This is a genomic window from Bacillus sp. EKM202B (genome assembly GCF_011066025.1).
Lineage (GTDB): Bacteria > Bacillota > Bacilli > Bacillales > Bacillaceae_G > Bacillus_A > Bacillus_A toyonensis.
In genome coordinates this window covers 36,084-49,816 of the sequence record NZ_JAAMNK010000030.1, presented here as the reverse complement: position 1 = coordinate 49,816, position 13,733 = coordinate 36,084, and the positions used below count along the sequence as shown (strand labels likewise).

Annotated in this window: 12 protein-coding genes and 2 pseudogenes; 4 read left to right on the top strand and 10 right to left on the bottom strand. The window is 33.0% G+C overall.

The window, feature by feature from the left end:
• Together G9F74_RS24560 and ansA are read right to left on the bottom strand one after the other, a co-directional pair.
• On the bottom strand, nt 1–917 hold a 917-nt coding region (locus tag G9F74_RS24560; RefSeq protein WP_260408161.1), incomplete at its 3' end, for a lyase family protein.
• Nucleotides 918–970: 53 nt separating this feature from the next.
• Nucleotides 971–1,975 (bottom strand): asparaginase, encoded by a 1,005-nt coding sequence (gene ansA, locus G9F74_RS24555; protein WP_016108428.1) that lies wholly within the window; start codon nt 1,973–1,975, stop codon nt 971–973.
• Between the two features lie 184 nt (nt 1,976–2,159).
• Between ansA and ansR the strand changes: the two genes are divergently transcribed.
• The 4 genes and pseudogenes from ansR to G9F74_RS24540 form a co-directional block, all read left to right on the top strand.
• A complete protein-coding gene (ansR, locus tag G9F74_RS24550) occupies nt 2,160–2,537 on the top strand; it encodes an HTH-type transcriptional regulator AnsR (protein WP_000893561.1) in 378 nt (125 codons plus the stop codon).
• Nucleotides 2,538–2,724: 187 nt separating this feature from the next.
• A pseudogene (locus G9F74_RS30465) lies at nt 2,725–2,973 on the top strand (nitroreductase family protein); the annotation flags it as partial.
• A 39-nt stretch (nt 2,974–3,012) separates the two neighbouring features.
• A complete protein-coding gene (locus G9F74_RS24545; RefSeq protein ID WP_000402496.1) occupies nt 3,013–3,384 on the top strand; it encodes a DUF1304 domain-containing protein in 372 nt (123 codons plus the stop codon).
• Between the two features lie 103 nt (nt 3,385–3,487).
• A pseudogene (locus G9F74_RS24540) lies at nt 3,488–3,601 on the top strand (IS3 family transposase); the annotation flags it as partial.
• Nucleotides 3,602–3,699: 98 nt separating this feature from the next.
• Here G9F74_RS24540 and G9F74_RS24535 read toward each other — a convergent pair.
• The 8 genes from G9F74_RS24535 to glsA form a co-directional block, all read right to left on the bottom strand.
• A complete protein-coding gene (locus tag G9F74_RS24535) occupies nt 3,700–4,341 on the bottom strand; it encodes a GIY-YIG nuclease family protein (RefSeq protein ID WP_097838202.1) in 642 nt (213 codons plus the stop codon).
• A gap of 167 nt (nt 4,342–4,508) precedes the next feature.
• A complete protein-coding gene (locus G9F74_RS24530) occupies nt 4,509–5,243 on the bottom strand; it encodes an amino acid permease (protein WP_229181211.1) in 735 nt (244 codons plus the stop codon).
• A 384-nt stretch (nt 5,244–5,627) separates the two neighbouring features.
• Entirely contained in the window at nt 5,628–6,821 is a 1,194-nt protein-coding gene (locus G9F74_RS24525) for a Ger(x)C family spore germination protein (RefSeq protein WP_016108425.1), read from the bottom strand.
• Nucleotides 6,818–7,909 carry a spore germination protein gene (locus G9F74_RS24520; RefSeq protein ID WP_000628607.1) on the bottom strand — a complete coding sequence of 364 codons (1,092 nt, stop codon included), beginning with the start codon at nt 7,907–7,909 and terminating at the stop codon, nt 6,818–6,820. Before G9F74_RS24520 ends, G9F74_RS24525 begins: the two co-directional genes overlap by 4 nt.
• A 26-nt stretch (nt 7,910–7,935) precedes the next feature.
• The gene (locus G9F74_RS24515) at nt 7,936–9,510 is read right to left on the bottom strand and encodes a spore germination protein (protein ID WP_016108424.1); all 1,575 of its coding nucleotides are present in this window, start codon (nt 9,508–9,510) and stop codon (nt 7,936–7,938) included.
• A 686-nt stretch (nt 9,511–10,196) separates the two neighbouring features.
• A complete protein-coding gene (locus tag G9F74_RS24510; RefSeq protein ID WP_016108423.1) occupies nt 10,197–11,141 on the bottom strand; it encodes a response regulator in 945 nt (314 codons plus the stop codon).
• 4 nt (nt 11,142–11,145) lie between these two features.
• Nucleotides 11,146–12,462: a sensor histidine kinase gene (locus G9F74_RS24505; protein WP_016108422.1), complete on the bottom strand. Its 1,317-nt coding sequence runs from the start codon at nt 12,460–12,462 to the stop codon at nt 11,146–11,148.
• A 233-nt stretch (nt 12,463–12,695) separates the two neighbouring features.
• On the bottom strand, nt 12,696–13,676 hold the full coding sequence (glsA, locus tag G9F74_RS24500; protein WP_000588653.1) for a glutaminase GlsA: 981 nt from the start codon (nt 13,674–13,676) through the stop codon (nt 12,696–12,698).
• Nucleotides 13,677–13,733: the final 57 nt, after the last annotated feature.

Here is a 13,733-nt window from a genome sequence, read left to right as displayed (position 1 = left end):
CGTGGACCTGATGCCATTAAGCGAAGGTCATTCGCAATTTTAGACATGTTCATCATACATACTTTAAGTGCTGCAGACACTTCTGTGTACGCATCAGTATTTTGCGTTGCGTCCACTAAATCTTCTGCACCAACAAGCGGTAATTCACTAATTGTAGCAAGATGTTTTACAACTGCTTCAATATACTCTGGATCTGCATTTAGGCCTGTACCAACTGCAGTTGCTCCCATATTTACTTCATATAAATGTTGACGTGATTGCTTAATACGTTTCATATCACGTTCAAGTACGCGAGAATACGCTTTAAACTCTTGTCCAAGACGAATTGGTACAGCATCTTGTAAATGAGTACGACCCATTTTAATAACATGGTCGAATTGTTCTGCTTTTAATTCAAATACATCATGCATATAACCCATCGTTTGTAATAAGCCTTCTAACGCATTTAATGTCGCGATATGAATCGCCGTTGGGAATGCATCGTTTGTTGATTGTGCCATATTCACATGGCTATTTGGACTAATATAATGATAGTCTCCCTTTTCCATTCCTAATAATTCAAGAGCACGATTGGCAATGACTTCATTTGCATTCATGTTCATTGAAGTACCTGCACCGCCCTGAATTGGGTCGACGATGAAATGATCGTGCCATTTTCCATCTAGAATTTCTTGAGCAGCTTCTGCGATCGCGCCGCCTTTATTCAATTCCAATCTACCTACATCTGTATTCGCAAGTGCTGCTGCTTTTTTTACAATTGCGAATGATCTAATTAAACTTTCATGAATTTTGTACCCTGTAATCGGGAAATTTTCAACAGCGCGTAAAGTTTGAATTCCGTAATATGTCTTAATGGGTAATTCCTTTGCTCCCAAAAAATCCTTCTCCACTCGCATGTTCTTGTTTGTCATTGACATTTTAATTTCTCCCCCATATTAAATGTAAAACCTAAATAAATCATATGAAGTTATTACCAATCCTTATCAGATTTTATTGTTAAATCGTAGGCTAAAGGCTCTTCAATAATTTTTTTAATCTCTTCTAATTTATTAGTTTTTCCAAGCGTCCACATCAATTTTGCTATGATGGCTTCCGTATTCATATCTCCAGATAATATTACTTGATGTTGCGCCACTTTCCGTCCTACTTCATAGAGAAGTATGTCTTCTCCTTCTTCCAGGCATTGAGTAGTAATCACTACAGCAATCTCCATTTCAGTCAACTCTTGAATTTTCGAAAGCAAGTTCCTTCCTTCAAAAGGTAATCCACCGTTACCAAAACTTTCAATAATAATCCCTTTATACAAATCTTTTAAACAATCAAATATCTCTGACTTTGTACCTGGATACAATTTCATAAGAAAAACGTCCGTACATAAATTAGTATCTATTGAAAGTTCATTATGTGAGGAAGTTGGCTTCCAATGATATTTCACTTCATCTTCATTTATCTCAGCAACATATGGATAATTCACACTTTCAAATGCATCATAACTTTTTGTTCGCATTTTTACTGCTCTCGTCCCAATAATCACCCTACTATCAAAAACAATAAACACACCGCCAACATCCTCACAGGCAAATCTAAGAGCATCAGCTACATTTTTCTTTGCATCTGTCTTTTTAAAACTAATAGGTACTTGTGAGCCTGTTAAAACAACTGGTTTTCTTAAACCTTGAAGCATATAAGATAACGCAGAAGATGTATAAGCTAACGTATCCGTTCCATGTGTAATCACAAACCCGTCATAGTCATCATAGTGATTAAAAACAGCATTAGCTATTTCTTTCCAATGCTCAGGTTGCATATTGGTACTATCAATATTCATTAAGATTTTGCAATCTATTTCTAAGTTTCGGGATGACCTCGAAAAATAATTCAATAATTCCTCAGCGGACAATCCTGGAACAAGCCCTTCATTCCCCTCCACAGATGCAATTGTCCCACCAGTTGCAAGTAATAAAATTCTCTTCATACACAACCCCTCCATAAAATAAACAACGATATATCGTTCGCGAAATGCGTACTTATACTTATCATTATATAACTTAATTTGAATTAATCAAGTTTTCGTATTCAATACGCGTACTTTTTTTCTGTTCTTGATTCTTTTTCTATGTTATAATTAATTTAATAAAATTAGATGGGGTATGAGACGAATGCTGGAACGTTTATCTGAATTAAGAAAAAATCAAAGATGGTCCTTACAAGAGACAGCAGATCGACTTGGGATTGCGAAAAGCACCTATGCTGGTTATGAAAATGGTTATAGATTACCTTCATTACAATCTTTATCTAAAATAGCAGATTTATTTGATACGTCTGTAGATTATATATTAGGTCGAATTGAACATTCACATCAAAACAAAGATGTAATTGATATTACAAGACTCCTAAACGATCCAGATTCAACACTTTTAATAGATGGAGAAGTACTTTCAACAGAAGAGATAATTGATTTTATTGCTTTTGTGAGAAGTAAACGAGAACTAAGTTCCAAGAGAATAGAAAATATTGAATCAACATTTGAAAATTGATTAACTAAAGAACGAAGACACTGCACTCTTTAAACTTAGAAATACTTAGATAATTAATTTGTAAACGGTTTATATAGGATTAGCTTGGGGAATATTATTAATCCGAATTCATTTTATCAACTTCATATTTATAAATTACATTTTGTTATTTTACATATGAAAAATATTCTTCCCCAAAAACTTCCATGCCAAGAAAAATCGCGGAACTACACTGATTGATCTAGTACTTCTCTCCATGCAGTTCATGCTGGCAGCACGTGCACATATGTATAATCCAAATCCAATCAGAGGACATGACAAGGAAAATAGCAATGCATTCTTTCGTTTGGAAAAAGAGCGCTATGCATCAGTTCTACTTCTATCTTTTGATATAGTAGCCGACGAAGGATATGCTTCATATCTTCTCCCTGTTGATAGAATTGCAAAATGGAAATAGTATAAAATTTATATTAAGGATTAAAGGAGACAGAATAGCATGGAAATAATCGCAGCTCTTTTAGTAGGAATCGTAGCATTAGAGCATTTATTTATCATGATTCTCGAAATGTTTTTTATTAATTCAAAAGTAGCACAACGCGCTTTCAAATTGCCGAAGCATTTAGAAGGAGATCGAAACGTAGCCATTATGTTTGCAAATCAAGGTTTATATAATGGGTTCTTAGCAGCTGGCCTCATTTGGGGACTTATACTTGGAAACAATCCCATTGGTTATATGATTCAATTATTTTTCATCATTTGTGTGGTGGTAGCAGCTATTTTCGGAGGTTTCACATCCAATAAATCAATTATCGTGAAACAAGGACTCCCCGCTATTTTAGCGCTGCTTGCCCTTTTATCTGTCATATAGAACTAAAGCTTTTCAATAAAGGAACTCACTTTTGAAGAATACGCCATTCTTTCTGTAGATTTATAAGAAAGAATGGCGTTTTTGTATGTCTATTTCTGTATTGAAAGAATTTGAAAGTATAACAGATTTCAAACAAGAATTAGCAAAGTATATAGAGTGCTATAAGCATGAAAGAATCAAGGGAAAATTAAAAGGTATGAACCCAGCATTGTACTAGGCTCATATCCCAGAGGCTATCTAATAAACCGACTCCTCTAACTTTCGGGGGCACAGTCTAGTTGAAGTGCTAAAAGCAACGAATTTACTATTTTAAATTTAAGTGTTTAACCTTGAAGTACTTAAATTCTTTTTTCCAGATAAAGCATACATTATATCTTGATGTTTTATTGTCCTCTTATAATTATGTGGTATCGGGAATTTATTTCGGTGTTCTTTTATTATAATTAAAGTTTGAAGTTCTATGCTCAATACTTTTGCGAGGACATGATAGTTATATCCATTGTTTAACAGAGAAATTATGTCATAAAACATAGTTTTTCCACCCACTAATTTTACTAATCTATTCTTTAACTCATCCCTTTTTTCTTTAGCTTCATCAATTTCTAACAACATAGATTTTTTATTTGTTTGCTTAATATATTGATTATATAACTCTGGGAATTCTTTTTGGACTTCTTTGTTTAATACTGGTTTATATTTAATCATATACGTAACTTGTAACAATGAGCGTTTTAACAAACTATCTTCAATGAGATACGCTACTTTATTAAATAAATGTACATATTCCTTAATATTGGAATAACTATTAAAATGAGCTAACACTCTACTTTTTATACTAAAAGCCTTGCCTACATAAATAATATTGTCATTATAATCTTTAATGAAATAAATACCACTGTCAGATTTTTCCAATTCATTATCCAGTTCTTCTAGACTCATAAAATGCAATTCACTCATACTTCTCCCTCTCCTTAGCAGTTTTAAATCGTAAAAAACAAGCAAGGTTTCTAAAAAAGTACTTAGCTGCCCTAGCATCTCTTATTTTATCTCTTGCTAAATTTCAAAAAACTGTTTCTATGTTACTCAACTATCAATATGATTATTAATAAAATTTTCGATCGTTATTATCTCGCAATTTTATCATGTAATTTCGAGATCGTTTCCTCATTTAAATTACTGTGTTTTATTGAGTAAAGGAAATATATTACTACCCCAATAGTAATCCAAATACTAAAGTACACCCATGTCCTTAACGGTAAATTTAGCATTAAAAACAAACAACATACAATTGAAACGCTTGGTAATACAGGTACAAAAGGTACCATAAATCCACGTTTTAAATTTGGGTGTGATTTACGGAGGATAATAACTGATAGACAAACTAACGCAAACGTCACCAAACTACCGATATTAACTAAATTAACTAATTCTTTCAAGTCAATAAACCCAGCTATTATAGAGCTCCCTATTCCTGCCAATCCAGTGATAAAAGTGGGTGCTCCAGTTTTCTTATTAACTTTCGCAAATGATTTCGGTAACAATCCATCACGACTCATTGCAAAGAATACTCGTGTTGCCGCATACATATTGGAAAAAATAACAGCCATAAGGCCAATTACAGCACCTGCAGCAATAGTTACAACGATTACATCATTTTTTAATTGATCTTTTATTTGGTTAATTACTGATGAGTATAAATCTGGTTTGATTGATAAAATTAAAATGTCAGCACTGTTAGCGACGTCATTATTGTTAGTAGTTATAGTTATGCCATATTCATTACTAGCATTTTTTAAATTAATGACGTTTAAATCTGAACAAATTATTTGATCTGGAGAAACTATATTTTTTTTAATCATCCCACCTATCATAGCAATACCCATGTTTCCACATCCGATGAATCCTATTTGTTTATTCATAATAATTTGCTCTTGCTCCTTCTACTCTAAGTTTTATTAATTTTGAAATTATTATTCTAAATAAGGGCTATTACAATTACTGGGTTTATCAATAGAATTTAAACATTCTCCTTCCTATATAAAGCTTACATATACCTCTAATAACTTCTTTGCTTTCGCTGAATTTTGAGGTGGGGGTTTTACTGCCCGGCAAATAGCGGGATAAAATCATTTCTTTAATCTATAATAAGAAGGACATAAAAAAACAAAAAGTTACAAAAATTTTCAAATTAAAATTTCCGTAACTTTTTGTTTTTGTGTAAATATAAGGTCAATTGAGACGTCTCACCGTTTTAAACTTGATGCTCCATAATCTTGTATAGTTACATTTATATGATATTTAATCGGTACCTTACTAAATGTTTGATCCCAATCTTTTTTGACTTTCTCCCATGTTCTCGGGTGCTTAATTCTTAATTGGTTGCCAAAACCCGCAATATCGACTTGATATTCTTTTTGTATTTTTTTTGTAACATGATGTACTAAGTGCTTTACTTCTTTTTCAATAGCTTTTTCTTCTCTTTTTAAAAATTCATTTTCAAAATCCTTTCCTGATTGCATCCAATTTTCAGACAAACGCCCTTCTGATTCAATGTTTACATCAAAGGAAATATTATTTCCTTTAACATGTGGTATGATTTTGCTTTTTATTGACTTTATTTCGTATATAATGAGTTTCTTTGATTCTTTATCAAAAGTTTTTACCACACCACCATTCCTTTTTCCGTTTATCCATACTACTCCTTCCAATTCCTGCTCATTTAAAAAGCCCATCAACTTTTTTGTTTTCCCTTTAATTACAGCAGCTCCTGCAAATTTTGTTTCCCCATTTATCGAGATTACATTTTGCAAAAGAAAACTGGAACCTGACCGCATCTTTCCTTCCAATTTAGCGAGCGATACAGGAGGTAAAATCCTTGTTGTTCTATTTCGATTATCTGCAATTCCAGACAAACGAAATGCTGGGATTTCTCCTTTTTTGTTTGATTCCAGTACCTCCTTCGCTAGACCCTTGCTAATTAAGATCATACAGCTAAGCCGAACTTCATTGTCGCGGAGATACTGTTCAAGTAATTGTTCTAAACTGTATGTACGTACAAGACTATCACTAATAACAATGTTTTTTAAATGTGGGCTGAACATTGTGCTCTCTCTTTTCAATGAAAACTCACGAACAATTTGATGAATGGAATCACCGGTCTCAGAAACATTTATATAACGTTTTTGCTGTCCGTTCCCTTTACTTTGTGCTTGCGAACTGACAATTTGATAAGTAGCTGTTATAAGATTTCTTTTAGGATAACCTCCTTCCTCATCCTCTTTCTCAATTGTTGAATCCTTCCCTTTATCTAGTGCTATACCTGCAGTTAAACTCAACTCTTCTACTTCTTTGCTGCTCCAACACCCTGTTAAAAATAGAAGCAAAAGCGTCCCTAACAAAGCCAAATAGAAGCGCATATAATTAAATTTATTTTTCACACTACTCCTCCTTTTAATCGCGTAATAATAAGAAGAAGCAGTGGCAGTAAACCAAATAAAAATAATGCAACATTACCAAGCATATCCCCCAATTTAAGCAAGTCATTTATATTTTTCGAAGTCATAGCAATGATGTAAATGATTGGAATCAAAGCAAAAATAAACGGATGAATACTCTTTTTAAAGAGTTGCGCTAATCCTAATGCAGCTGCATAGTAACTAATCGTATAGGTAGCAAATATTTGCATAATCCATATTACAAGCAGTAAAGATTCAAAACGTTCAAATATCAAACCAGAAATTTCAAAACTGCGCATAAGGTCAATTGTCGGCCATGTTCTTGTTACAACCCCATCAATTGATAATGCACCAATGACCATTACAACAGTTATTACATAAAAGATTAACGGAATAGAAATTCCAACTAAAATAGCTTTTACTGCTTTCTTTCGTTGTTCCATAAATACCAAAAGAATTAACATAATTTCAGGACCTGTATATGCGAGAGACGTTGTTTTTATCCCATCTAGCACTGGTTTAATTCCCAAACCTAATACGGGACGGAGATTATCTATCTCGAATATTCCGATACTCATAAAGGAAATGATTAAAAAAATAAAAACAGTAATAGGAAATATTATTTCAAACATCCGTGCAATTGAATTAATACCACCCATAATCAAATAGAGACCTATCCACATAAAAGGCATAACAATAGCCCATGTGGGGGTTCCTTCTAGCAAAAAAAAGCTTATTACTTCTGCCATTGAACGAATTTGAAATGCTGAAGTTGTAAGAAAATACCCTATAATAAGAAAACTAAGCAATCTGCCTATCCATTTCCCTACAATATCTTGACTGTATTGGTAAAATGTTTTTTCTGGAAACTGCTGACTTAATTTGACCATAATTACTCCTGAAACCATTGCGAGTATCCCACCTAATATCACACTTAACCATACATCTGGTGTTTTCACTTTTTCCACAGATGCTCTGGGCAAAGTGAGAATTCCTGTCCCAAGTATGTAATTTACAATAATAACAACTGCTTGTGAAGTTGTTATTCGGTCTTTAGGTATAGTAATCACTGAAGGCCACTTCCTTTCGTCATCAGCTACCTTTTGCGGATAGTTTTTTTGGTATGCATTATTTTCGGTCGACGTCTCATTATTTTTAATGGCATGCGAACCATAAAATCTTTCCAGTCACTGAATCGATATGGAACAGCAGGGCTAGTATAAGGAACGCCAAAACTTTTCAGTTTCACTAAATGACTGCAAAGTAAAAGAAAGAAGAGAATAACTCCATACAATCCAAATATCGCAGCACAAAACATAGCTACAAAACGAAGAATGCGTAACGTAATTCCCACACTATATTGCGGAATAGTAAAAGAAGAAATAGCTGTTACCGCAACAACGATAACCATTATTGGACTAACAATTCCTGCTTCTACGGCAGCCTGACCAATTATTAAACCGCCCACAATTCCCATTGCCGGTCCAATCGGTTTAGGCAGACGTAAACCTGCTTCTCGTAAAACTTCGATAGCTACTTCCATAATTAACGCTTCTATTAAAGCGGGAAAAGGAACTCCTTCTCGCGATCCGATAATAGAAATAGCGAGCTTAGTGGGAATTAATCCTGGATGAAATGAAATGAAAGAAATATACAGTGCTGGAGCAAATAATGAAACAAAAGCTGTCATGAAGCGTAATAAGCGGAGAAGTGTACCAGGAAGCCACCTTTCATAATAATCTTCTGGTGATTGCAGTAGCATACTAAATGTAACTGGAGCAATTAAAACAAATGGTGTTCCATCTAACAAAATAGCTACTCGACCTTCCATCAAAGCACTAATAACACGATCAGGTCGTTCTGTATTTTGAATCTGCGGAAAAGGACTGAGATAATTATCTTCAATAAGTTGCTCTATATAACCAGATTCGAGTACACTGTCTATGTCAATTTTCTGAATTCTATTTTTTATTTCTTCCACCAATTCTGTACTAGCAAGATCGTTAATAAATGCGACAACTAGCTCTTTCTTTGCACGTTCTCCTACTGGTAGCTTTACTAATGATAAATTATCATCTGCACAATGCCTTCGCAAAAGTGAGGTATTATCACTTAATACTTCAGTAAAACCGACCCGTGGACCTCTGACTAATGCCTCCGATACTGGTTCTTCCATGTTTCGTTTATTTGCTTTTGTTGTACCAAGAATAAACACATCTGCTAAACCATCAATTAAAAGAGCTGTTGAACCTATCAATACTTTGGGTATTAAATCTTTTATGTAATGGACTTCTGCTACTTCACTAATTGTAAGAACTTTATTATTAATATATTCTTTTGAAACAGTCCCCTCCACATAAGAAGATTCATTTTTATATTCATCAGAAAAATCATCCATTAGTAATTTCATAATATGTTTGTCAATTATCTCTTTATCTGATAGACCATCAACAAAAACGATCCCAGCCTGAATATCTGTGCGTCCAATATTAAACTTCCGAAAGCGAACATCAGAATTATGTCCGATTTGTTGCTTTATAAGTTCTAAGTTAGAGGCAAAATCATTTGTGAAATGAACGATTGTATTTTGAGAAGGTTTATATTCTTGTTTCGTTTTACTTTGAATATTATTTTTTTTCACTTGTTTGTCTCTTGACTTCCACCAACTCATTCTTCCCACTCTTTCTCTGACATACGAACCCAATGAAAAAATCTTGAGATAGTATACGGAATTAAAAACAAGATAAAAGCTTGTACAAAGACTTTCCAACCTGGAAGATAAGAAGTAATTATGTTCCACATTTTTATCACCCAATTTATATACTCTGCTAGGATTGAGATTTCTAAAAAACGATATGTACTTAATAAAAAATAACGATAAGATTAAAGAGCAGAAAAGCGAGACATTATGCTTATTTAGCACCAATAACCAGTTAGTATAAAAACATTTCTGACCTAAAATACCATTTCCAATTATAATTTGTTAGATATTATCTCCTTTTCCCTTATTTATATGCCCACATTTGAATTTTAAATAATATAAGGATCGATGATATTTCCTCTTAAAGAAAAAAAGATGCTAGAAGATAGCATCTTTTTTAAATTCAACTTATTATGTATTTATATTTTATTGTGAAAATACTCGTTTTTTTTAATGAATATTAATGTTTAAAAAATAAAAAATACATATTCTTTTGTTCTAAGTTCATACACTTCTACCGAATCGATACGGAATTTTCTGACTTTAAAACCAATATGAAATAAAGGAAAGTCCTCTCTTAGAAAAACTATATAAAACAAATAACATGAAAACAATTATCAATCTATCAATTGAAAATAATAATTAGCAAAAGTTTATCATCTTAACTCCAAGTGTATTCGTTTTGCTTCAAAATAAAGAACTTGAATAAATTTTTTCGTATCAATACGAGCAGGTAATGTTGGTTCATTATTCAATTCTGTCATCTTTCTCCTTACGGTAGTAAAATCAAAAAATCTAGAAGCATAATTTTCGAACTTCGGGTTTAAAAAATCAGTAAGTCCAAGGGATGCTAAATGGTTTAATGATTGATAAATTGCTCTCCGAATCCGTTGTTTGGAAGCTTCTATGAACCTTTTTAATTCGGTATCTTCAGCTGAATCCCCAAGTTTTTTTTGAGCTAAATTCATAAAAATCTCTTTTAGTGAGGGAAAACCTTGTTCCAACGTGTTATCTTGTTCATATTTATATAAATAATCTAGCATATCCATTAAATCTTTACTTCCACTTTCACTGGCTATTCCTAATTCAGACAAAAGAAAATGAATGGAATTTTGAAAATGATTAAAAGTATTTAAATGTTTTTCATTACGGTATTTTTCTTGCACACTTGAATTACTATCCAATTTTAGTACCGTATTAAGCGATTCTTGAATGTTTTTTATCGATTTTTCCAAACGAATTCGTTCAATGACTTTCCGAACAACTGTTAATACTTCAATCCGGTTAATCGGCTTAATAATATAGTATTCAACGCCAAGCGAATAAGCATCAGCAATTAATTCTTTTGATTCTACTTGAGAGACCATGATGATTTTCCCTTTAAACGAAGGTTTTATTTGACGAATTGTTTTTATTCCATCTTGAATCGGCATTAACAAATCGATAAATAAAATGTCTATATTTTTAAGGATTAGCATTTGTTGCTCTAAAGATAAACCATCCTCAGCTTCTCCTATAACCTCCCCAAGATCTTCATCCTCGATAATTTGAGCCAACATTGAGCGAACCGCTTTTTCATCATCTACTATATAAAAATACATAGAATCACCCTTTCGAAATTATATGATCAATCCTTAATCTAATTATAAAAATTGATCCTTTTCCTTCGGTTCTGTCCTCAAGCGTAACATCACCTTCAAGTTGTTCGACCATTTCTTTAACATACGATAATCCGATACCTGTCGATGGATTGCCTAAATCATCATATTTAGAAGTAAACCCAGGCTCAAAAATTGAATCTTTATATTTTGAAGAAATACCGGGACCATTATCGCCTATTCGAAATTCAACAAAATGGTGGTCTTTATTAATGTCAATTGTGATGGTTCCCATACCTTGGATAGCTTCTACAGCGTTTGTAACGATATTATTTATAATAGATAAGATTGTGTAAATATGATAATGAGGATGCACACCATCAATTTTATACACAAATTGGATGTCTTTCTCTAGCAACCGTGCATATTTCGTATTTGCCCGTATAATGATATTTACTAGTTCATGTACAGACATATAATCTGTAAAACTTTCATCAGAAATTAGCTTTGAAAGTCCCGCAAAAATACGTTGGTTATCCTTTTTAACGTCATGGACCTCACCAGCAATTTGTAATGCCTGTTGCCTTAAATCCCCAAACTGAAAATCCATCTGTTTGTGCTCAAAAGAGTCTAAAGTTTTATATAAATCATAGGATTTTTTTGTTATATTCTCAGCATCTTGTAATGTTTTTTTTAAATGAACAGCATCTTCATATAAATTAGAGATGAGCATGAGCATGTGTTCATTTTGTTTCTTTATGTGTCTCTCCCTTGATTGCGCTTCATACAATTTCATCATATTGAAAAAGCTTAGAACTATAAAACTATGGGAACATGCGATAACAATGATCTCATTTATTGCCTCGGATGTGATCGATGTTTTTAATACGAAATATTGAATCATTAATTCCACACAGTCTGACAGTATTTCAATCATGCAACCAATAAAACCAATCATTAGTGGTTGATTATAAAAACGTTTGATTTTTGCTAAATGAAAGAGATACGAATAAGTAAAATAAAAGAAAAAACTAGGATAGTGAGTATGAAAAGCGGCTAGCCAATCCATATTTTCCTTTATAATGACATCCATTGAGATACGAAATACTACCACGACTATCGCTGTTAAAAAACCCGGTAAAAATGCTGGAACTCGTCGAAACAATAACAAAAAAAAGAAAAATGTTGGTGCACCAAAGCTCATTCTAAATGTTTCATTTAAAGGAAATGACTTTATCTCACCTACTAAGGGTACTGTAAGTATCATTAAAATGAGAATATAGATGTCTTTTTTTACTAAATTACTAAGATTCAAAATAATCACTTCTCACTTTCGCCTAACAGTCAGTATACAAACCTATTTGCATTAATACAATACTTACTCTATTTTTTTCAAAAACTGATAAATAAGATATAAACGAAAGCATTATAGATTGTGAGTATTCATTACACTCTTCTACTTTAGAAAGATACTTTATAACTTAAAAATGTTCAGACACAATATAAGGTCTGAACACTTTTGGACTCGCTCTAACACCAAAATATCTGTGCTCCTTTTTAAAATATACTTAAATCCCATTCTTTTGCAATATGTTCTAACAACATAATTCCTGGTAAACTATTCCCATACTCATCAATGGCTGGTCCGTAAATACCAATACCACATCCATCTTGGAACGATAAATCCTTCCTAGATTTTGAGGGAACAAGTGTCATAATTCCGCCGGATACCCCACTCTTAGCTGGTAATCCAATGAAAGCAGCAAATTTTCCAGAAGCATTGTACATTCCACAAGTAAGCATTAAAGCTTTTGTTAACCTAGCTACTTCTTTAGGGAGCACTTGTTCTTTGCGAATAGGATGATATCCATCATGTGCCAGTATAAGCCCTATTAAGGCAATATCTTCTGTATTTATTTCAATCGAACATTGTTTTAGGTAAACCTCTAGTGTCTCCTCCACATCTGATTCTAGAAAACCGTTCTCCTTTAAATAGTATGCTAATGCTCTATTACGATGAGCCGTTTCCCATTCTGATTGAAATACTATTTCATTAATAGCGGGACGCTTCTCTATCATTTTTTCAATTAATACGTATATAGATTCTAATTTTTCTTGCACCGATGTCCCTGGCAAAAGTGAAGCTATCGTAATCGCTCCAGCATTAATCATAGGATTAAAAGGTTTTCCTGGTTTATGTATCTCTAAACGAATAATTGAATTAAAGGCATCTCCAGTTGGCTCTACGTCAACTCGTTCTAATACATAAGAAATACCGCGACTTAAACAAGCGGCTATAAAACCGATTACTTTTGATATACTTTGTAATGTGAAAGGTATCTCCCAATCTCCTGACTTTATCATTGTTCCATCTGGCTTTACTATACAAATACCTAACTGCGATACATTTATTTCCCCCAGAGCTGGAATATAACTGGCACTTCGTCCCTTAGCTGCATACGTTCGATAATGAGCTACCCATTGATCTAAGCAAACTTTTTCTTGACCCTCAACTTGAACGCTAGAATCCTTTATCATGTAATCATATTCCCCCGTACTATTAACTTTATATAGAATGATTTTTTCTTTACTATA